The sequence below is a fragment of the Nostoc sp. genome (assembly GCF_036917575.1).
GTDB lineage: Bacteria > Cyanobacteriota > Cyanobacteriia > Cyanobacteriales > Nostocaceae > Nostoc.
Window position 1 is genome coordinate 24,385 of record NZ_JBALDC010000038.1, and the last position, 22,375, is coordinate 46,759.

General features: G+C 40.5%; 18 protein-coding genes. 12 read left to right on the forward strand and 6 right to left on the reverse strand.

What is annotated here, in order from left to right:
* Positions 1-139: 139 nt before the first annotated feature.
* Entirely contained in the window at positions 140-1,141 is a 1,002-nt protein-coding gene (petA, locus tag V7K79_RS08475) for a cytochrome f (RefSeq protein ID WP_335046623.1), read from the reverse strand.
* Between the two features lie 237 nt (positions 1,142-1,378).
* The gene (petC, locus tag V7K79_RS08480; protein WP_335046540.1) at positions 1,379-1,918 is read right to left on the reverse strand and encodes a cytochrome b6-f complex iron-sulfur subunit; all 540 of its coding nucleotides are present in this window, start codon (positions 1,916-1,918) and stop codon (positions 1,379-1,381) included.
* 229 nt (positions 1,919-2,147) lie between these two features.
* Between petC and V7K79_RS08485 the strand changes: the two genes are divergently transcribed.
* Complete coding sequence (locus V7K79_RS08485) at positions 2,148-2,456, forward strand: DUF3067 family protein (RefSeq protein ID WP_335046542.1); 309 nt, start codon at positions 2,148-2,150, stop codon at positions 2,454-2,456.
* Positions 2,457-2,527: 71 nt separating this feature from the next.
* On the opposite strand, the gene V7K79_RS08490 is transcribed toward V7K79_RS08485, so the two are convergent.
* Both V7K79_RS08490 and tatC read right to left on the reverse strand, forming a co-directional pair.
* A complete protein-coding gene (locus V7K79_RS08490) occupies positions 2,528-2,860 on the reverse strand; it encodes a tRNA-binding protein (protein WP_335046544.1) in 333 nt (110 codons plus the stop codon).
* A gap of 59 nt (positions 2,861-2,919) precedes the next feature.
* Entirely contained in the window at positions 2,920-3,714 is a 795-nt protein-coding gene (gene tatC / locus V7K79_RS08495; RefSeq protein ID WP_335046547.1) for a twin-arginine translocase subunit TatC, read from the reverse strand.
* A gap of 539 nt (positions 3,715-4,253) precedes the next feature.
* Here tatC and V7K79_RS08500 point away from each other — a divergent pair.
* Complete coding sequence (locus V7K79_RS08500; protein ID WP_335046549.1) at positions 4,254-4,484, forward strand: hypothetical protein; 231 nt, start codon at positions 4,254-4,256, stop codon at positions 4,482-4,484.
* 56 nt (positions 4,485-4,540) lie between these two features.
* Entirely contained in the window at positions 4,541-5,398 is an 858-nt protein-coding gene (locus V7K79_RS08505) for an SDR family oxidoreductase (protein ID WP_335046551.1), read from the forward strand.
* Positions 5,399-5,518: 120 nt separating this feature from the next.
* Here V7K79_RS08505 and V7K79_RS08510 read toward each other — a convergent pair whose 3' ends face one another.
* Positions 5,519-6,196, reverse strand: a complete 678-nt coding sequence (locus tag V7K79_RS08510; RefSeq protein WP_335046553.1) for a PEP-CTERM sorting domain-containing protein — start codon at positions 6,194-6,196, stop codon at positions 5,519-5,521.
* 1,047 nt (positions 6,197-7,243) lie between these two features.
* On the opposite strand from V7K79_RS08510, the gene V7K79_RS08515 reads away from it, so the two are divergent.
* The 5 genes from V7K79_RS08515 (at position 7,244) to psb35 (ending at position 17,715) form a co-directional block, all read left to right on the forward strand.
* On the forward strand, positions 7,244-8,575 hold the full coding sequence (locus V7K79_RS08515; RefSeq protein ID WP_335046555.1) for a P-loop NTPase fold protein: 1,332 nt from the start codon (positions 7,244-7,246) through the stop codon (positions 8,573-8,575).
* The gene (locus V7K79_RS08520; RefSeq protein WP_335046557.1) at positions 8,551-13,680 is read left to right on the forward strand and encodes an nSTAND1 domain-containing NTPase; all 5,130 of its coding nucleotides are present in this window, start codon (positions 8,551-8,553) and stop codon (positions 13,678-13,680) included. The genes V7K79_RS08515 and V7K79_RS08520 overlap by 25 nt, the downstream gene beginning before the upstream one ends.
* A 1,117-nt stretch (positions 13,681-14,797) precedes the next feature.
* A complete protein-coding gene (locus V7K79_RS08525) occupies positions 14,798-16,954 on the forward strand; it encodes a pentapeptide repeat-containing protein (RefSeq protein ID WP_335046559.1) in 2,157 nt (718 codons plus the stop codon).
* A 170-nt stretch (positions 16,955-17,124) separates the two neighbouring features.
* On the forward strand, positions 17,125-17,250 hold the full coding sequence (locus tag V7K79_RS08530; protein WP_335046561.1) for a hypothetical protein: 126 nt from the start codon (positions 17,125-17,127) through the stop codon (positions 17,248-17,250).
* Between the two features lie 237 nt (positions 17,251-17,487).
* Positions 17,488-17,715, forward strand: a complete 228-nt coding sequence (gene psb35 / locus V7K79_RS08535) for a photosystem II assembly protein Psb35 (RefSeq protein WP_335046563.1) — start codon at positions 17,488-17,490, stop codon at positions 17,713-17,715.
* 125 nt (positions 17,716-17,840) lie between these two features.
* Here the strand turns inward: psb35 and V7K79_RS08540 are convergent, their stop codons facing one another.
* A complete protein-coding gene (locus V7K79_RS08540) occupies positions 17,841-18,281 on the reverse strand; it encodes a Crp/Fnr family transcriptional regulator (protein WP_335046565.1) in 441 nt (146 codons plus the stop codon).
* Between the two features lie 73 nt (positions 18,282-18,354).
* Between V7K79_RS08540 and V7K79_RS08545 the strand changes: the two genes are divergently transcribed.
* From V7K79_RS08545 to V7K79_RS08560, 4 genes are all read left to right on the forward strand, one after another.
* Complete coding sequence (locus V7K79_RS08545; protein ID WP_335046567.1) at positions 18,355-18,579, forward strand: hypothetical protein; 225 nt, start codon at positions 18,355-18,357, stop codon at positions 18,577-18,579.
* A gap of 325 nt (positions 18,580-18,904) precedes the next feature.
* Complete coding sequence (locus V7K79_RS08550) at positions 18,905-19,579, forward strand: cadmium resistance transporter (protein ID WP_335046569.1); 675 nt, start codon at positions 18,905-18,907, stop codon at positions 19,577-19,579.
* A 221-nt stretch (positions 19,580-19,800) separates the two neighbouring features.
* Positions 19,801-20,427 carry a pentapeptide repeat-containing protein gene (locus V7K79_RS08555; RefSeq protein WP_335046625.1) on the forward strand — a complete coding sequence of 209 codons (627 nt, stop codon included), beginning with the start codon at positions 19,801-19,803 and terminating at the stop codon, positions 20,425-20,427.
* Between the two features lie 403 nt (positions 20,428-20,830).
* Positions 20,831-22,318 carry a CIA30 family protein gene (locus tag V7K79_RS08560; RefSeq protein ID WP_335046571.1) on the forward strand — a complete coding sequence of 496 codons (1,488 nt, stop codon included), beginning with the start codon at positions 20,831-20,833 and terminating at the stop codon, positions 22,316-22,318.
* Positions 22,319-22,375 lie beyond the last annotated feature (57 nt).

Genomic DNA, 22,375 nt, shown 5'->3' on the forward strand with positions numbered 1-22,375 from the left:
CTGTCCTACCCATATCGTGTCTACCAGTAGGTAAATTTTCTATAGCAATCCTAAGCCCCAAACTTCCAGGCTTCGTATAACTAACGTTAAAAAAGACAGGCAAGATGCCTGTCCTACAAGTAATAATTTAGCAAAGAATTTAGAAATTCATTTCAGCAGCTTGAACTTTTTCAACCTGCTTCTTCTTCAGCACAAGCATAACTTGAGCCAACATTACAAGAGCGATAAACGCAATCATCCATTTGACTCTAGAGGCGTCTTGCAGTACGATTTCTGAATCTATTTGACCGAATCCACCGACGTTCGGGTTGCTAGTCAAAGCATCACCAGTCTTAACTGTTTGCCCTTCGGAAACAAGCAAGTCTGGCCCTACGGGAATCGTATCAACGACAACATTACCCGATTCAGGTTGGATGTTGACTAGATATTTAACGTTACCGTCTCCATCTTCCTCTTTGGCAATCTTAGTAATTGTGCCAGTAGCGGAAGCGTTGTAAACAGAGTTATTGCTCTTTTCACCTGTGGGATAAACTTGTCCGCGTCCCCGATTACCACCTACGTGAACTGAATATTTACCGAAGTGGATATTTTTGTCGGTTGCGGGGTTGGGAGAAAGAACTGGGAAGACGATTTCCTGATACTGTTCACCGGGTAAAGGGCCGACAATGACGACGTTATCTTTGTCTTCGCTGTAGGGTTGGTAGAAAGTGTCGCCAACTTCTTCTTTAAGTTCTTCGGAAAGACGATCTTCAGGAGCAATCTTAAAGCCTTCGGGTAGCATCAGTACTGCACCGACGTTCAAGCCAACCTTAGAACCATCGGCACCAACTTGCTGGGCGCTCAGATCGTAGGGGATTTTCACCACAGCTTTAAATACAGTGTCAGGTAGCACCGATTGGGGAACTTCCACTTCTGTAACCTTGGCGGCTAGGTGACAGTTGGCACAAACAATCCGCCCGGTTGGTTCGCGGGGGGTTTCGGGATAGGTTTGCTGTGCCCAAAAGGGATAGGCGGCAGCTGATTGAGGAAGGGCTAGATCGCTGGTGAAGTAAAATGTCACAGTGGCGATCGCTATGAGCAATGTTTTTACAATCGCTCTAGCAGTGCGAGTTAATCTCGCTGTTATGAAAACATTTCTCATCTCTATAAGGGCGACAATTGAATTAGTTATTGGGCATTGGGCATTGGGCATTGGGCATTGGGAACCAGCGCTATGGGCGGGTTTCCCGATTTGAGGCGACTGGCGTCATTGGGTATGGGTTATTTCTCCCTCACTCCCTCATCTTTCTCACTCCCTCATCTCCCTTATCCCTTACTCAGCACGGGCTAAACGCCCCGCTTCCGCTAACAGCACTCAGCACTCATAACTCAGCACTGATTAACTCCACCAAGGTGCATCACCTGTGCGGAAGTCGGTTTCAGTCCAAGGGGTTAAAACGATTTTGTCGTCGTTGACTTTGGTATGGGCTAAAGCCAGAGACAAAGGTGCTGGCCCCCGAACAACTTTACCAGTTTCGTCATACTGAGAACCATGACAAGGACACTTGAATTTGTTCTCAGCAACGTTCCAGGGGACGACACAACCTAAGTGGGTACAAATGGCGTTAATGCCATAATCTTTGATCGCCTCTTTACTGTCTACCACAATATAGGTAGGATCTCCCTTTAGTCCTTGAACTAGGTTGCGATCGCCTGCATTCCGGTTTTCTAGAAATTTAGCGACGCTAACATCGTTACCTAACTCGTCTTTTGCCGTTACACCGCCACCTGCGCCACCTGCTGCTGGTGGAATAAAGTACTTGACAACGGGATACAATGCACCCAGAGCTACTCCAGTGACAGTCCCAAAAGTGAGCAGATTCATGAACTGACGACGCCCCATATCGGGCACGTCTGCTGATTCAGAAAATTGAGCCATAATCTACGCGCTCTTTGTGTATTTTGTTAAGCATTTTGACAAAAGTACTAGTACTTGAGCAACTCTTGTCTAAGTCGAAATGCTAGCGCTCGCAACGATGCCATACTTCTTTGTTCCAAGATATATTTAGCATCTTTTCTGTTAGCATTACATTTCTTTATATCCTTATCATACTGGAGTCACGGAACTTAACATCATAACTAAATGTAAAATCTGATTGAGAAAAGCTATGACAGGACAAGAATTACACCAGATGTTGCTTGATAAGTGGGGATATTCTTATGATGTCCAGTTCCGGCGGGCACAGGGAAAGATATTTTTGCAAGTAATGTGGAAATATCTGGAGCAAGCTTCTTTTCCCTTGAGTGAGGTGGAGTACCAAGAACATCTCGATAGCATTGCCAATTATCTTCACGCCTTGGGCGGGTCAACACAGGTACAAACTTTTATTGCCCAAACCCGCGATCGCCCCCGGCTTGGCAAAGCTGTTAGCATTCCTCTCGATTTGGGCGAACGTTCTTCGGAATGGATATTATGACCTAGTATTGCATTAAGATTAATGAACTTATAAGTAATTACAGTATTTTTATCCAAAAGTACCACAGTATGTTATATAATTCTTTTGCCCACCGCTACATCTCTATCTGGCTGAATTAATACAACTTCCCCATTATCTAAAACAACTCCTAAGACTAAAACTTCCGATATAAAATCGGCAATTTGACGGGGTGAAAAGTTAGTAACAGCTAATATTAATCTGTTGATTAATTCCTCTTGCTTATAGTTTTTTGTAATTTGGGCACTAGATTTTTTGATGCCCAAATCGCCAAAATCTATCCACAATTTATAAGCTGGTTTTTTAGCTTTAGGAAACTCTTCAACTTTAATGACCTTGCCAACATGAATCTCGATTTTTTCAAAATCACTATAGTTAATCAACATTTGCTCAAAAACCAAGCATGAAAATCTTTTTACCTATTTCCTGTAACCTGTAACCTATATTATTTACCTGTAAGCTTCACCAATCCAACACCACCGAAATAAAGCGCTAAAACTGCTCCCGCTAAGAGACTTTGAGTCAGGGGGTCAGTAGAAGGCGTGAGGACGGCTCCTAAAACCACTGCTCCCATAATTACGTAACGCCAACCAGAAATCATCCGTTCTGACGAGACAATGTTCAAATTACCGAGCAACAGTTGGATGATCGGAATTTGAAATGCCAAACCAGTGCTAAATAACAATAGCAGGACAAATTCAAAATATTTATCAATTGACCAAAGTTGTTCAACTACATCTGCTCCGTAACTAATGAAAAATTTCAATGCTGCGGGGATCAGGAGTAAATAGGCAAATACTAAACCCGCCCCAAATAGTACACTCGAACCCAAAACCACAGGCCCCAGTAAGCGGCGTTCGCGGCGAGTCAGTCCTGGAAGCACAAACTGGATAATCTGGTAAAGAATGAAAGGACTAGTAAGTACGATGCCAGTGTAGGCGGCAACTTTCAAGGAGACAAAGAAATATTCTCCAGGTGCAAGTTGGAGAAATTTGACTCCTTGTGCTGGAACCTCAAGTAACTGGACAATCGGCTTAACGGCAAAGAAACAGCCAATAATGCCCACCGCTACAGCAATCAACGAATAGAAAATCCGTTGCCGCAACTCTTCTAGATGGTCGAAAAGGGACATTTCGACTTCACCAGGCAACTCATCAAGAGGATCGGTGTCTGAGTTGCCATATTCTTCTGAGTCCAGGTTAGGAACGTTTACAGTATCTACGTCTTGTGAAGGCGTCACGTCGCTTCGCTCCAAATTTAAAATTCAAAATTCACGCATTACAATCCCCTAAATTCATTTAAAATTTATTTATGGGCTTGTATCTTTTTTTATCGGTCATCGACCATTTTGGTGACTCAGCACTCTTCATTATTTTATCTGGGGAATGCAGCTACTAAGATATGTTTTTGAGTGCTGTGGGTTTTTGTCCTGTTTTTTGGGATTGCATCTGCATAAGTAAGTAGGAAGACATCTTGTAGGCAATGCCTAACCTAAAATAAAAAAGGGTGGAACCGATAATTTAGAAATCATGTCTCTGCGGTTAGTAGTCTGTCCTATTGATTTTGAGAAGTTTGTAGTAAGCACTTTAGTGTTTAGAGAATGAAGGACTAAAGTCCTGACTACGAACTGGTTTACCCATCAATTTAGACTTGACAGACCACTAGTAGCGCTGAGTAAATTGCCACAACATCAACATTTAATACTCAGTTTTAAAAATCCGGTTCATCAAGGTGGCATCTATACAGATGGTAATCGGAAATTGTTAGCTGAGGTTGGGTATGAACCGGATAATTTGCATTGCCCTCATGGCATTGCCTGTTTATTTATACAATGTTGAGCTAGGCAAGACTTCTAGTTGTGATGTGACAATTGTTAAAAACCATTTTCCCACAACACCTGCTTTAATTGCTTACAGTACAAATGCTCAGTCACGCATCTTGCCGTGGCAAATATCGGCTAGAGATGATCAAACCGAAGATTGCCTTCGTGCTGGCACTTGCAAAGATTGATACTAATTCATAATTCGTAATTCGTAATTACGGCAGCTTATCATCAAAGAAAATTAATGGTTGTAGAAAATCAACGTACAGTAGTGGTTACAGGAGCCTCAACAGGAATTGGTCAAGCGTGTGCTTTGCTTTTAGACCAATTGGGCTTCTTTGTTTTTGGTGGAGTGCGTCAAGATGCTGATGCTCAAACACTTAAACAGAAAGGGTCACAAAGGCTGATTCCGATTTTTTTAGATGTTACTGATGCTGAATCGATCGCAGCTGCGGTTGAGAAAGTAACAAATGCAGTTGGTGGTGCGGGGATTTTAGGTTTAGTGAATAATGCCGGAATTGCTGTACCTGGCCCGTTAGAATTATTAGCGATCGCTGATTTTCAATACCAGATGCAGGTTAATGTCACTGGACAATTAGCAGTGACACAAGCATTTCTTGGTCTTTTACGCCAAAGTCAAGGTCGAATTGTCAATATGGGTTCCATTGCTGGTAGAAGTCCTACGCCATTTTTGGGTGCTTACAATGCTTCTAAATTCGCTTTGGAAGCACTTACTGATGTGATGCGGATGGAGTTACGACCTTGGGGAATCTCGGTTTCAATTGTTGAACCTGGTTCTATTGCTACCCCAATCTGGGACAAGTCCCTGAGTCAATCTGAAGTAGCACAGCAGGATCTACCCGAAACGGCACACAATCTCTATGGTCAAGCGATGAATATTGTCCGCAAAAAAATGCAGATTATCGCATCTAGAGGAATTTCTGCGGATATTGTGGCTCAAGTTGTTGTCCATGCGCTGACTGCAAAACAACCCAAGACACGCTACCTTGTTGGACAAGATGCCAAAATCGGAGCGCTGATAAAGCATATTTTGCCTGACAAGCTACATGACAAGATAATTTTATACTTAATGGGTTTGTAGATTACTTCCTGAGCATTTTTAAGGATTTTTCGCCCTGACTTCAGGGTAAATTCTTCCTTGTGTCAATACTGTTCAGTTAAGCAAAATAAAGGGTAAAACGAAGAAGAAAGTGTTCCCGGTCTATATGATAATGTTTGCAAATTCATCTAAACCGCAATTTATAGGGGAAGGCGCTTTCTTTGGCTTTCTTGAGAAGAATGCAATTTTGTTGCTGCTGAGTGCTATACCCAATATGCCAACTAGCAGGGTTCCCAAAACAGTTGTCGGTTCAGGAACCGTAGATGCTTTAATCTGATTCGTACTTGAATCGAATAATTGACTATAGTCTGCTGTAGTATTTTGGTAGAGATAAGAGGTCGCTCCCGGAGAGATGAAAATACGACCTGGAGCCTCAACATTGCTGAGAAAAACATCACCTATGCTATTACCAGTACCAACATCAAAAGCCCCAAACAAATTACCTGTAGTCGTGTCAAAGTTAAACTCGAAAAACTGATTGCTTGATACACCATTAACAACTTCGTTGTTAGTTTCAATCAACTCCTGTGATGGATTGAAAAAAGAAACATTGAGTGACTGCAAGGCTTTTGTAGCTCCCGCACCACTTTCGGAAATTATGGCTGGGGTAGTGGTTTCATCGTAGCTGAACGAGCCAGAAGCCGAATAACCAGCATCACCTTTCCAGTTAAATGTTAAGTCAGCAGCTTGAGCCAGATTAGTAGAAGCAATGATAGAAGTCGCACAGAGTGCCAAACTAGACGCTACCTGCACTGCGGCTAGGCTGAAAAAGCTTTTCATGGATTAAATAGCCTCCTATTGACAAATTACTGCAAGTGAGTGTACTCGTGTGCCACGGTGGCAACTCGTTCTGAATCACGGGTTTTCTAAGCATCTTCTGCTACTTGCACTTTGATAAGAGCAGCAAAAGACGTTTTGGGGTGTTTTATCCCTTCCCCTTTAACATGCACCCTAATCTTCACAAGCGTAATTTTGGCTTGACAGACTATTAGTTGCAACTGAGTAAACCAGAATTTAATTGCTACTAACACCATATTTGCTTTTTGATTTTTCTAAAATCTGCCTGAAGATAGATGAGTTGATGCGGTAAAAATTCAACCTTAATCCTTTCTAAATTTATTTTCTGGATTTTTAACAATACAGCATTTTACGATACCTACGGTGGGCTACATTTACGCACCTGCGGCCTCATCGATGCCCTGTGGCGTGTCCTAATGAGTGAGATTGCAACGATGGCGGTGATGGTGGATGCCAAAAATGAGCAGGTGCGGTCTTTTTCTGAATATAGCCGTAGTCACATAGGTTAGGACATTTTAAAAGAGTGAAAGCTAGGAACAGTAATAGTTTTACCTCCTGCCTTCTGCCTTCTGCCTCCTGCTATATCAGGGATTTACTGTGTTTCCCGGCCAGCCTAAACACCTGTATCTGCCAATGGCGACGATCGCTAGACAGTTCAGTTGAACCTTTCTAATTTTTGCAAACTGAAACATTCAGAACCGCTATATATTCAATAGCACTACAAAATTGTACTTAACAGTACCTTTTTTGAGGTTGGATATTTTTAATATTCATAAGAGGAACTTATTTCAAATTCAAGATTCTTGCTATTTATACTTATAATAGTATTTTTGCTTACTTAAAATTAAATCAGCATTGCTATGTGTTATGTCCAATCTCAGATATGAACGATTATCCGAAATGCTGTTAATTTAGTTAGTAGTTTAATTGAAATGTTCTTAGATTAAGGGAGAAATTCCTTAAAATCAATATATTTATATTTATTCAGCAGATTTTGTCATCCCTATTCCTAAGTGAACTCGATTAGTTATGCTCCTAGATTTAGAAAGATTTTATCAGGCTTGCAATCCCAGCAGACCTCTAATTATAGGAAACCCTAGCGATCGCAGGTACTATATCGATTTTGCTGCGGTGCGGGGTGGCAAAATCATTGAAGCTTTGCAGCGCACGATCGCTAGAATATCGCCAGATATACCAACCTGTCAACTATTTACAGGACATCTCGGTTGTGGAAAATCAACAGAGTTGTTGCGCTTGAAAGCTGAATTGGAAGCGCAGCAATTTCATGTAGTTTACTTTGAGTCTACCCATGTCTTAGAAATGGCGGATGTGGATGTGACTGATATTTTGTTAGCGATCGCTGGACAGGTAAGTGAAAGCTTAGAAGCAATGAAAATTAGGCTTAAATCTAGATACTTTACTAAGTTGTTTGGTGAACTTGTTGATTTTCTGCAAACGCCAATTGACCTTGGGGTAGAAGCAGAATTGTCTGTGGGGATTGCCAAAATTACCGCGAAAACGAAAGAAAGTCCGCAATTACGGCGGCGGTTAAGAGATTATCTCGAACCGCGAACCGCAAATATTTTACAGTCAATTAATCAAGAATTACTAGAACGTGCCAACAAAGAATTGAAAACCAGGGGTAAAAAAGGACTGGTGGTAATTGTTGATAACTTGGATCGAGTCGCAATTCGACCTTTACCATCGGGGCGATCGCTGCCAGAATATTTATTTATTCAGCGTGGCGAACAGTTACGCAAACTGAATTGTCATGTAGTCTACACTATCCCCCTAGCCTTGACTTTCTCCAACGATAGCGCCGAACTTCAGCATCGTTTGGGGGGAGGAGTCGCACCAAAAGTTTTACCGATGATACCTGTGCGTTTGCGCTCTGGCGAGATTTTTCCCCAAGGGCTAGCAATGATGCGGCAAATGGTGCTAGCTAGAGCTTTCCCAGACATTTTACCTAGCGATCGGTTAGGCTTAATTACAGAGGTGTTTGATAGTCTGGAAACCTTAGATCGATTGTGCTTGATAAGTGGTGGTCATGTACGCGATTTACTAGGTTTACTGTTTGACTGTCTGCGAGAACAAGATCCACCCTTTGACCGGGAATGTGTTGAATTGGTAATCCGAAGACAGCGTGATTACCGAACCAACGCTATCGACCCCCATGAGTGGGAACTAATCTTTCAGGTGGTGCAACAGCAACGAGTTAGAGGTGATATAGAATACCATACCCTTTTGCGAAGTCTATTTGTATTTGAATACCGCGATCATCAGGGAGCTTGGTTTGCCGTTAACCCAGTTTTAGCGGAGACAGAAAAATTTAAATCATGGTTGAACGACACGCACAAGTAGATATCAGAGCAGCTAACGAGCGAGCTTTACGAAGTTTGGGGAGAGCAATTACCCTTTCTAGCGGTCAATTTTCCCTGGTTTTGGTGTGCTGCAATTATCGAGTTTTGCAAGAACTTATGCTGCAACGACTCGAAGAACTTTCTTCAGGAGTACACTACATTCAAAAGGTAGTTCTGCCGCATAATGCCAGAAGTCTTTACACAAGTATTCATTTACAACTGCTAACCGAAGCTAATCCGCCATCGGCGTTGATGATTTTGGGTTTAGAGTCAGTAGATGGACTCGACGATTTACTGAGGTCTATCAATCATATTCGGGATGAATTTCGCAAACGCCACCCATTTCCAATGATTTTGTGGGTGAACGAGGAAATATTGCAAAAGGTAGTCCGTTTAGCACCAGATTTTGCAAGTTGGGCGGCGACACCGATTCGGTTTGAAATGACAACTCAATCACTGCTGCAATTTCTGCAACAGGAAACAGACTCTTTATTTGCCACAGTGTTAGCAAACGATGCTGCACAACACCAACCTCCTCAAGTTGCAAAGCATTATTCTACTGTCGAGCAAGTCTGGGAACATAGCTATGAACTCCACTTTGCGATTAAAGAGTTGCACAATCGTGGTATTACCTTAGAGCCAGAATTACACGCTAGTTTAGAATTTGTTTTTGGTCTAGATAATTATATTAGCGATCGCATCAATATAGGTTTAAGCCATTTTCAGCAAAGCTTGCAGGTTTGGCAAAAGTTGGCACAGACAGAAGAGGGAGCAGGGGGAGTAGGGGGAGATGAGGGGGTATTTTCTTCGTCTACGCCTCCTAATCGTCCATCTCCTCTATTGCTGCGACAGGGAATTTTGTTGTTTTATATTGGGTTGTGTTATTGCCGTTTTGCAGAGCAAAATCAAATCGAAAATCGCCGCCATTGGTACACTGCTAAATCTTATTTTCAGCAGTGCTTGAATATTTTGCAGGTGGCTGGGCGTTTAGATATAGTTGCTGGATTTATTAATCAACTTGCTGAGGTTTTGCAATATCTGCAAGAATGGGAAGAATTGCAGACTGTTGCTAAAAAGTCTCTGGAGTTACATCAAACTTATGGTACTCAAATCCAACTAGCTTGTGACTACGGTTTTCTGGCACAAGTGGCTGTACAGCAGTCGCGGTGGGTACAGGCGAGTATCTTAGCACACGTATCACTGCTGAAACTAGGTGAAGCGCAAAAGCAGAATGACCCTTATAACTGCTTATTTCCGTTACTGCTGGCGCAAATTTACTATTTAGTTTTGGCGAAAGCACAGCGAAATTTAGGCGAGTTAGAAGTCGCTCGTGAATACTTAGATAAGGCAACAAAAGAACTGCCAGCAGCCTTAGAAAGCAGTGCCCATCAATACGATGCCCATCGTTATATTCGCTTATTGCGGAGACTGCGATCGCTCTACTTTGAAGAAGGGCGATATCTCGAAGCCTATTACATTCGCCAGAAACGGCGTTCTGTTGAACAGCAGTATGGTTTTCGGGCTTTTATTGGTGCGGGGCGCTTGCAACCTCAAAGACAGGCGACAAACCCAGCATTAATGTCACCTTCTGGAAGTAGTAGCATTGCTTTAGAAATTGCGGCTTCTGGTCGAGAGCGTGATATTAATAACTTAATTGGCAGAATTAGCCGCGCCGATCAAAAATTGACGGTGATTCACGGTCAATCGGGGGTGGGTAAGAGTTCTACCGTCACGGCGGGTTTAGTTCCAGCACTGCAAAATCGAGCCATTGGCGATCAAATAGCCGTGCCTGTGGTACTGCAAGTTTATACCGATTGGGCACGGGAATTAGGAAAATCTTTAAGTGAAGCGATGTCTAGTGACACATCCCTGGCGATTTACGCTGATATTAAGCCAGAAGCAGGCATTGAATCAGAGGCTTTGCCTTACCCTGGCACACCGTTGACTATCGGTAGCATTTTACAACAACTCCAAGAAAATGCCGATCGCCATTTAATCACAGTTTTAATTTTTGACCAATTTGAAGAATTTTTCTTTGGTTATAGCGATCGCAATCAAAAACAAGAGTTTGATAAATTTATTAGCGATTGTCTGAATATACCTTTTGTTAAAGTCATCCTTTCCTTGCGAGAAGATTATTTACATCGGTTATTAGACTTTAAACATCTCTCGGCACTGGAAGCGATTAATAATAATATTCTCGATAAGCATATTCGCTATCAGTTAAATAATTTTTCACCAGAATATGCCAAAGCAATTATCCGCAAATTGACAGAGCGATCGCAATTTAATTTAGAACCCGCTTTAATTGATGCTTTAATCGAAGATTTGTCAACAGAGTTTGGAGAAGTCCGCCCGATTGAATTACAAGTTGTGGGAGCGCAAATTCAAGATGAGCGCATTACTACATTAGAAGAATATCAGCCATATAGACCGAACAAACTAATCGAACGATATATTAAGGAACTAATTAAAGACTGCGGCCCAGAAAATGAACGAGCCGCTTTACTCGTCTTATACTTATTAACAGATGAAAGCAACAACCGACCTTTTAAAACTCGTGCTGAGTTAGCAGCGCAGCTAGGAGAGTTAGAAGATGCTGACAAATTAGATTTAGTATTAGAAATTTTAGTGCGTTCCGGTTTAGTAGTTCTCTTTCCAGATGTACCAGAACGCTATCAACTGATTCACGATTATTTAGTAGACTTGATTCGCTACATGCAACAACAAGAATCGAGCTTACAGGTACAACTCAATCAATTGCGCTATAAAGTAGAACAAAGTAAAGCTGAGATTGAGCGACTTAAAAGCGAACTTAGTGAAAATAAGCAGCGTTCTAAATTGGTAGCTTCTCATCCCCAACAGGGATTAGACTTATTAACAGAATTGCGAGAATTACACAAGCGGGAAGAATTAAGTCAGTTAGAAATTGAGCAATTACGAGCTGAACTTAAAGAAAAAGAATTAACAGCTAAACTTGCAGAAAGTCAAAAGAAACAAAGACTTAGTGAAGCTCAATTAAATCGTTCCTTGAAAATTGCCCTAACCGCTTCCGTTCTCGCCATCTTCGGATTAAGTGTTTCCATAGTGACAGCAGTAGATAGCGAAATTAAAACCCTCAGTGCATCCAGTGAAGCCCTCTTTGCCTCACAAAAAGGTATTGATGCTTTAAAAGAAGCTTTAAAGGCAGGGAGAAAATTACAACAAACAGTCTGGGTAGATTCCAATACAAGAGAACAAGTACAGACGGCGCTTTATCAAGCAGTTTCAGGGGTAAGAGAATATAACCGCTTGGACGGGCATTTATCTGGCGTCAATAGTGCTACATTCAGCCTCGATCGCTCTTTAATTGCCTCAGCTAGTGCGGATACTACAATCAAACTCTGGCATCCCGATGGTAGCTTAGTCAAAACTTTGTCGGGACATGAAGATGTAGTTAATAGCGTCAGTTTCAGCCCAGATAGTCAAATCATTGCTTCCGCCAGTCAAGACAAGACAGTAAAACTTTGGAGTCAAGAAGGTCAATTGCTTGCTACCTTATTAGGACATCAGGGTGTGGTGAATAGTGCTAGTTTCAGCCCAGATGGCCAGATTATTGCTTCGGCGAGTACAGACAAAACAGTGAAACTGTGGAGTCGCGATGGTAAGCTGCTCAAAACTTTGCAGGGACATAATGGTGCAGTCTTGAGTGTCGCTTGGTCAAATGATGGTCAAACCTTAGCTTCCGGGAGTGCTGACAAGACAGTGAAACTGTGGAGTCGGGATGGTAAGCTGCTCAAAACCTTACAGGGACATGAGGATGCAGTCAAAAGTGTAGCTTGGTCGCCCGATGGGAAAGCGATCGCATCTGCTAGTTTAGATCAGACAATCAAACTGTGGAATCTGGAGGGAAAGCTACTGCGAACCTTATCAGGTCATAGTGCTGGAGTTACTAGCGTCAGTTTTAGCCGTGATGGTAACACGATCGCTTCCGCAAGTACTGATGAGACAATCAAACTTTGGAGTTCTGAAGGTGTGTTGCTGGGAACTCTGAAGGGACATAATAATTGGGTTAACAGTGTCAGCTTCAGTCCAGATGGTCGCACCCTTGCTTCCGCGAGTCGGGACAAAACTATTAAACTTTGGCATTGGGATGATGTGTTACTGCGAAAACCCAAAGCTGATAATGATGACTGGATAACTAGCATCAGTTTTAGCCCAGGCGATCGCACCTTAGCAGCAGCAAGCCGAGACAAAACTGTAAAACTTTTCAGTCGTGATGGTAAACTACTTCGTACATTCACGGGGCATCAGGGTCAAGTTTGGGGTGTAGCTTGGTCGCCCGATGGTAAAGTAATTGCCTCCGCTAGTAAAGATAAAACAGTCAAGCTTTGGAGTCGTGACGGTAAACTGCTCAACACCTTACAAGGTCATAATGATACCGTTTTGGGTGTAGCTTGGTCGCCTGATAGTCAAGTAATTGCCTCCGCTAGTAAAGATAAAACAGTAAAACTTTGGAGTCGCAACGGTAAACTGCTCAATACTTTACAGGATCATCAAGAAGCGGTGAATTGGGTCAGCTTTAGCCCTGATGGCAAGTTGCTAGCTTCAGCCAGTGATGATAAAACCGTGAAAATCTGGAGTGTAGAGGGTAAATTACTATATACATTAACTGGTCATAGCCGCCGGGTGAATGGGGTTGCTTGGTCGCCCGATAGTCAAAGCATTGCTTCAGTTAGTATTGATAGCACAGTGAAGATTTGGAGTCGAGATGGTAATTTGCTAGATAATCTCACGGGCGATGGCGATAGTTTTATCAGTGTCAGTTTTAGCCCCGATGGTAAGACTCTAGCAGCTAGCAGCGATGACAAAGTGAGGATTTGGAACCGAGCAGGGACGTTGCTGATTGCTTTGAAAGGTGATAAAGATGAGTTAACCAGCGTCAGTTTCAGCCATGACAGCAAGACTTTGGCTGCTGGTAGTGGCAATGGTACAGTAATTTTCCGAAATTTGGCAGATATCCAACTGGATAAATTACTGGCACGGGGCTGTAATTTGCTACACGATTATTTGCAAACTAACCAAAAAGTAATGAAAAGCGATCGCGCTTTATGTTCTGGTAGGTGATGCAGAAGAATTATGAAAGGCTACATACAGAATTTGGGTTTAATCATTACATAGAGTTGAATCAATTCTATTTCCATATTTATCAATTTTTGATCTATACAATTGGGCATAAAGTAAGAAATAATTAAGCAACGAGATTTTCTAACTCGCTTTAAAGCCCTGCTGGCAAAGGCTTTTTTGAGCCTCGACCGTTTACCTTTATTTTGCGACCTTACCTATTTATGATTCCTACCGATATGACGGCACAATAAGACACATGTTAAACTTATGTAAAGTAGTTTGACTAAACCCTTAATATCTGATGCTTAAAATTGCAAAGTTTAGTATTATTTCCAGGTAAAAATATTGCTAAAATAACTAATTTAGTTTTTATGAAAAATTGATGAATATAAGATAAAGATACTGTATCTGTATTAGGAAAAATGTGCTACCTATGTATATTCTTAAATAAGACTTTAATTCAACAAAAATCAAGATATAAACTTCTGAATCTCTTTAGTTCTTGTTAAGCATAAAATATCAAAAACCTGGAGATTTTGATGTTATTGGAGCAAAAACTTGACCAAATTTACATTTTTGGCTCTGGAAAAGGAGGATTGAGAAAGACTGGGTATCAAACAGCAAACTTAAACAGCAAGTAATCTTGCTTATTTATACTATGCGTTTGCTTATTTTGAGATATCAAGGGTGATTAAAGCCTTAATGCAAAAGGAAAACGGTTATTTTTAAGTAATCCGTTAATTTTTAGTAAAATTTATAACCATCACATAAGGGTTCTAGAGACAATTATTTAAGGCACAGAGGTAGCATAAATCATAAAATGGCAAAAACTCTATGCTAGAGAAAAATGCTTGAATCAATAGAATACCTGGATTACAAGTACTATGGAGCTTAATTGAATCTTGCAGATTAAAAATGAGAGAATGTACAGTTTATAGACTTTTAGTACTCATCTAAAGTAGATTTTTATCAAGAATTTAGATAAAGTTTTAAACCTATATATTACACATATAAATTTAAGTCTAGATTACCTAGATTAAGCTTATTTAGTAAATAAAATAGAATAATTTATAATAAATTAAAAGATATTTAAATCTCTATGGAGTACATATTCACTATGAATTATAAAAATTCACCTAAGAAACCTTTCAGGAACCAAAACTATAGTGGACAGGATTTAAGAGGAAAAAAGTTTTTTATTGGTCAGGATATTCAAGGATCAAACTTCTCTGATGCAAACCTTCAGGGAGTAGATTTTAGTAGTGCAAAAATTCGAGGAGCGAATTTTTGCGGAGCAAATCTTCGAGGAGCAAAGTTCAACTATGTCTCAAGTATATCAGTAGAGACCGACACCTCATTAGATGAAGTAGATTTTACTAATGCTAAGATTCAAGGAACAGACTTTACTGAAGCTGTACTTCAAAACGCCAACTTTACTGAAGCGAAAGCAGGTCTAAGTCTCTATTGGCGTTTGATTGTATTTCTCTTTTCATTTATATTATGCTTATTTTCAGCATTTCCAGCAGCGATCATCAGTACATTCTCACTACACTTTCTTCGTGGCTCCCATCGAAGACCTTCTTTTTTATTTTTAATGCTTACTGGACTTGTGTCAGTTGTTATTACCGTAGCTATACGCACACTTCTAATTATCTCTGCTCCCAATTATGCAACAATTATACATGTAATTCTGGGAATCATTGCAATTATAATGACGCTGTTTGGTGCGGCAATAACAATGGTAATGAATGATTTTGAAGATGATCTTAGCAGTATTCTTTCAGCTACATTACCACTATTATTTTTACTTGTAGTTCTCATAGGGCTGATTATATTTACAGAAACTCTCAAACCTCTTGAAGAGCTTGTATTTCGTAAAACATACTTCCAATCTATTGTTTTGTCTAATAAGACCAACGGCGCATTGCTTGCAGGAGTGTTTGGAGCGCTCATTGGCGCACCTATTGGTTGTTGGTTCTCTGGATCTGCTATTGCTGAAGATAAAAAAGTTTTTTATTGGCTTTGGAAAATTTACATTTGGTTTGTTACTTACAAAGGAACTCTCTTCAATGAGGCAGATATAACTGACGCTATTTTTGCTTCAGCAACACTTAAGGGCGCAAACTTCAAAGGTGCAAAAGTTATAAGAACCCGATGGAAAGGCGTTAAACATCTAGAATTTACTTATACTGGTAATAACTATCTCAAATACCCAAAAATTCGACAGTTAGCCACAACATTAGTTGTGGGAGAAAAAACAAAAGACAGAAAATTTGACGGTCTGAATCTCGAAGGTATTTATTTAGAAAAGGCAACATTATCATGCACTAACTTTAGTGGGGCAAATCTTAATCATGCGAATCTGCGCTACGCTATTTTGCTGGAAGCAGACCTAACACAAGCAAAACTAAATAATGCAGATTTAACTGGAGCTAGCTTAACTGGAGCTTGTATAGACAATTGGACTACTGATCAAACAACAATCTTAAATGAGGTGATATGCGAATATATATATCTGGAAAAATTACCTGGTAATATGAGTGGTTGGCGTCGCTCCCCTCCCCAACCAAACAATTTTGAGCCTGGATATTTCGAGAATTTTTATCGAAAAGATAATGTAATTTACTTACCTATAAGTAAGAACGATGATCGACAAGCTTTAGAAGATGCCTTCTCACATTTGGTTAAGCAAAATCCAGGCATACGCAATGCCTTAACAGAAATCAAGATGATAGGTGATAATAATGTTCTAGTTACAATCCGAGTCCCCAAAAACACCGATAAGGGTAAGATTGAGCAGGAGTTTGAACAGACAAAACAAGAAGGGAAACAGAAACATCAGCTACATTCAGAATTGGAAAAACGTTACAATGAGCCATTCTTTCAGTTTATCTTAGATTTAATTAAGGAAGTTATGTCTAGTACTCCACAATTCTTTGCTCCTAATTCAAACATTAACATTGCCAACATGGCAGGAAAGGTTAAGGGTTCACAGAACTCTACTCTGCATATCAATTCACAAGAACACAGGCAGACTCTTGCTGAAGCCGCATCTGAAATCCAAAACCTCCTTAAGCAATTGGAACAGAGCAATCCTACTGCTACTGATGCTGAAAAAGTAGCTTATGTTAATGAGAAAACTGCTCCCACTCTTAAAAGTCGTGTACTTAGTGCATTACAAGGAGGTAGTGAAGCTGCAATTGAAGAGTTTTTAAGCAATCCTTATATCAATGTAGGCAAAGCTATTGTCAAGGGGTGGATAAAGCCAGAATAGGTTATCGGCATTGCACCGAAATATGTGTAATTTATTGCAAGATAGTCTGAAAACGCTTATTTTGTTCATGGTTGAGAATTTGCTACAACAAAATCAAAAAAATCGTGTTCAGTAAGGAAAAATCAAGCCTTTTGAGGACATCTTACAGTTTTGACAAACATATTAGTAAAATGCCTATTCTTCGCAACAGCATGACGCTAGGCGCGATCGCTCCTGACACCAACCAAAGGTGCGTAGGCGTAGCCCATCGGAGATATTGCTTTCTGTCTCAGCTAGTGTCGGAGCCGTCAGTTTAACTAAAAATCATTGCTGAAATAATCGAGTCTGCATGGCAAAGATATAAATGCTGAAGAAGAAGCAGGACGGACAGGCTGACAGGTACAACAAACCTACATATATCAGCTACTTACCTTGCACCTCTACCTTTTTTATGCAATATGAAGTTGCTCAAACTAAACTACAGAGGGATGTTAGGTGATACGCTCATCTTATAGCTTGTTCAATAGTGTTAGCTAACTGTGGAGAATATACTCATGAATTTATTATTTATGCAAGCAGCAGCACCAGCTATAGATGCTGCTCCTCATTTTCCTGTTGCTTTTACCTTGGTGTATGTCGTTGGTTTTGTTGCTGCTGTTAGCATTGGCTCAATAGCTTGGTACAACTCGAAACGCCCCGCAGGTTGGGAAAGCAAAGAACGTCCTGATTTTGTGCCTAAAGTTGATAAAGAAGAAACTCCAGGTGTGGGTGAACCTAAGTAATAAGCAGTGATCAGTGCTGAGTTTAATAATCAAACTTACAGCAGTTTTCATTTATTTTGAACCACATTTACATTATCTAAAACCCTTGTAGAGACGTAGCACTGCTGCGTCTCTACAATTGTCTATTAACTCTGCAAAGAGGTTACATTCATATCGTCGTTCAATCTGCGAATTAGACGGGATAACTCGCGAATGATATTCACCGCAATTTCGGGAGTTTCTTCGATCGCATCGTATAGTTGCTCTTGCGTCAGTTCTAAAAATTCACAAGGCTCCAAAGTGGTTGCACTGGCGGATCGAGGTTGAGTATCGAATACTGCCATCTCACCAAAATATTTTCCCTGTTCCACCTGTGCTAACTGTTTATTCCCAATGTGAACTTTAACTCGACCGGATACGACAATATAGAGCGATCGCCCTTCTTCTCCCTGTCGAAAAATCGTGTAATTAGCTGGGAATGACAATTCGTTCATCACTGAAGTGAGCCGTACAATAAAATCATCCCGCAATTCCTTAAAAATCGGGACTCGCCGGACAAATAATAAACGGTCAACACTGGTTAGCATAATTACAAGTTAAAAATCCAACATTACTGAACATCTCAAAACTGAAGTCAGAGGGCGATTAGTCATATTACCGATGTTGAATGCTAGCCGTCAAGAATATCCCAGGCTTTACCATCTGACAATGGGTGTGGTCAATAAGAGCGATGCCTACGGCGGTAAACTATGCATAGAAGTTTCTCAAACAATAGCTCAGTATTCAATACTACTCGCTTTGGGCATTTTGAACTCAGAATTTAGTTTCGGGAAAAGGTTGAAAGTTTTTTCTTTTCCTTTTCTTGCGATCGGTGTTAATGGGTAGAAAGCCCAAAACATATAGTCAAATTGTCAATCACTTTTATTTATCATTTTAAAAAACAAGAGTATTTGCTCTTATTTGGCTGAAAGCCATAATATTGACTCCATGAGCTCCCAAGGTACCTTGCTGAGAAAAAAATCACCAATTTGATTAAAAGCGTAGTTTACCGACGTAGGCATCGCCTCTAAAAATTGGGGAATTGGCTGATTAATAATGAATATCGATCGGTGTCGTTAGGAAAACAGTCACAAAATCTCCTAATCTGCCCTCACATTGAGAAGCAGAGAGGACTAAGACAAACAGCATTGAATTACTGAGAGCAACAATTATGACCTGGCTAATTAGTACATTATTGATTGGAATCTCTGTCGCTTTTGCAACTACCTTTGACGACAACTTATATTTAACGGCTTTCTTCGGAAAAGTCAATCGTAGCTTTCGTCCTAAGCATATTGTTCTTGGTGAATTTCTGGGATTTACTACCTTAGTATGTGCTAGCCTCCCTGGCTTCTTCGGCGGTCTGATTATTCCCAGCACTTGGATTGGTTTGCTGGGTTTGCTTCCCATCGCCATTGGTATCAGTAATTTCATCAGTCGAGAAGAGGAAGGAGAGACAGTGCAAGCGGTATCACTTGACTTAAACTCTCCTGTAAAATCTGGACGCCAAAAGAAATCACTATTAGCAACCATCCGCGATCCTCAAACCTACCGCGTTTCTGCTGTCACTATTGCCAATGGAGGAAACAACATTGGAATTTATGTACCGTTGTTTGCTAGTAGCAATCTTCCAAGTTTGGGCGTAATTGTTTGTGTTTGCTATTGCACTGTTGGGGCGTGGTGCTTACTCTCTTACAACCTGACTCGTAATCCTCTGATAACTCCTGTTTTAACTCGCTACGGTCGAAAAATCTTCCCCTTTGTCTTAATTTACTTGGGACTCTCTATCTTAATTAAAAGTGAAACATATCGACTTTTACCTAGTCTGGCAATGCTTGGAAATTAGGTATGACACCGCAATTTTTGATGGGTGCTATGTCCCTGATATCAGCAAAAAAATCAGCGATGTTTCCCATCTATAAATTTTTAATCACTTAAATTTATCAATGTAAATAACAATAATATTTGCTTTTATCAATCAAGATATTTAAAGTGAGAAGTAAGCACATTATCGATGGCTCTTATAAAAGCAAGCCCACCAATAGGAATCAGATTATGAAGGAACTAATGAATCAATCAAACTCTAAAAAATTAACTCAGTGGCTCGTAACAGCAGTATTTCTAGTAGTTGTCGCGGGATTTACTCTGCTTATCCAGCCCAGCGCTAGAGCGCAAACACTAACACCATACATACCTACAGAATCTGAACTAGCTCCAGTTGAATTGCCAATGGAGCCTGTAACACCACCAGTAATATCTCCAGTTGTACCGCCAATAGTATCTGTAGCAGAAAACGTTAGACATTTATTACAAACCAATGAATGTGTAGGCTGTAACCTAGCTGGGGCAATGTTAAAGGACGTAAATCTGCAAGCAGCAAACTTGGAGGATGCTAACTTACAAAATGCAGACTTAGAAAGAGCTAACTTGCAGCAAACAAACTTACAAAGGGTTAACTTTCAAGGAGCAGATTTAGGCAAGGTAAACCTTTGGGGAGCAAACCTGGTAGGAGCAAACCTTTTTGATGCAGACCTAGAGAAAGCCAATCTCTTGGGAGCAAATTTGCAAACCGCTAACCTACAAAACGCAGATTTGGAAGATACAAATCTAACAAATGCAAACATCCAGGGAGCTAATCTGATGGGCGTTGATTTGGAAGATGCAATCAGACCAGAAGGATTCGCTATTCAGTAACATCTTTTGTAGGGGCGCAAGGCCTTGCACCCCTACCGCGTGGTCTATTTACCTGAAAATTCCTGTAAACTAAACTTCTTTGTGCAAAAATTTAATAACAAATATCAAAAGCCTGTATTCATTGCTGAATCAGGTTTTAGTTTTTAGTATACTTTGCAGCTTTTAAAAAATCCATTGCCGCTTTTTTTGCATACTTTTAGTTCGTAGCCAAGCTTGCAACTTATTAATCGTGTCGCTATGAGAAGTGATTTCTCGCACTGAATTTTAAATAGTTGCGATCGCTCCCTCACCATCTCAAAAACCCGAATTTAGCATTAGCCACAGCGCTTTTGAAGTAATTAAACTACATTACTCGCCACTTGCCTAAAATTGTTAGAGTAAAGAGAGTTATGAGGACGCAAATATGACTGACAAAAATCGTTCTCAATGGGATTTAGGCAGGTTTATCGAAACCCTGACTTACTTTGAGGTGATTCCTTTTTTTAACTGGGTACAGCAGTTAATCCAAGGTCGTCCTAAGGATAATCAATATAAACCCAATGGGGGAAGAAATATGGGTGTAATATTAGTAGCAGGTGCAACAGGTGGTGTCGGTAAACGAGTCGTGCAGCGATCGCTCCAACAAGGTTATAAAGTTCGCGCCTTAGTTCGGGACATTGACAAAGCGCGGTCAATTCTTGGTAATGATATAGATTTAATAGTTGCGGATATCACGCAACCAGAAACTTTAACTTCTTTAGTTTTGTCTGATATCCAAGCTGTAATTTGTTGCACAGCAGTACGCGTACAACCAGTTGAGGGAGACACAGCAGATAGAGCTAAATATTATCAAGGTGTTAAATTTTACCAGCCAGAAATTGTTGGTGATACTCCTGAAAATGTAGAATATCAAGGAGTCAAAAATTTAGTCGAAGCCGCAGCAAAATATCTACCCCAAGCGAAGGAAAAACTAATATTTGATTTCACCAAGCCATCAGCAGAATTAAAAGATAACTGGGGAGCGTTGGATGATGTCGTCATGGGTGGTGTGAGTGCCAGTAATATCCAATTAGTAGAAAATACAGCTTTATTTGCGGGTAATGTCTCCACTGCTAACTCTGGCGGATTTGCTTCTATCAGAACTAAGAATTTTGATCCACCCTTCAACTTATCTAGTTACGAAGGTATAAAATTGCGTGTCAAAGGTGACGGTCAGCGTTATAAAATATTTCTACGGACAGATACAAAATGGGATGGTATTGGCTATAGCTATTCTTTCGATACTGTAGCTAATACTTGGATAGATATTCACATTCCCTTTGCAGATTTAATTCCCGTATTTCGGGCAAAACTTGTTAAAGATGCACCGCCACTTGAAGAAAATAGAATTTGCTCATTCCAGCTGATGTTGAGCAAATTTGAACATGATGGCGCTTTAAATCCGAAATTTTCCCCAGGTGGTTTTGCTTTGCAGTTGGAATCAATTAAAGCTTATGGGGGGACGACTTTACCCCAATTTATCCTTGTGAGTTCAGCAGGTGTGACTCGTCCCGGCCGCCCTGGCATCAATTTAGATGAAGAACCCCCAGCAGTGAAATTAAATGACCAATTGGGAGGAATTTTAACTTGGAAGTTGAAGGGAGAAGATAGTTTAAGAGAAAGCGGAATTCCTTATACAATTATTAGACCTTGTGCTTTAACTGAAGACATAGGTGGTAAGGAATTAATATTTGAGCAAGGTGACAATATTAGAGGCAAAATCAGCCGTGAGGATGTAGCAGAATTGTGTGTGCAAGCGTTAAAAATAAAAACAGCATCTAACGTTACATTTGAGCTTAAACAGGGAGAAAATGCTGTCAAATATATCGATTGGCAGAGTTTATTTTCTAACTTACAACCGGATAAAAGATGAAATAGTCACAGACTAAAAGTCTGTAACTATCCCAATCAAGTTTGGTTAGATAGACTG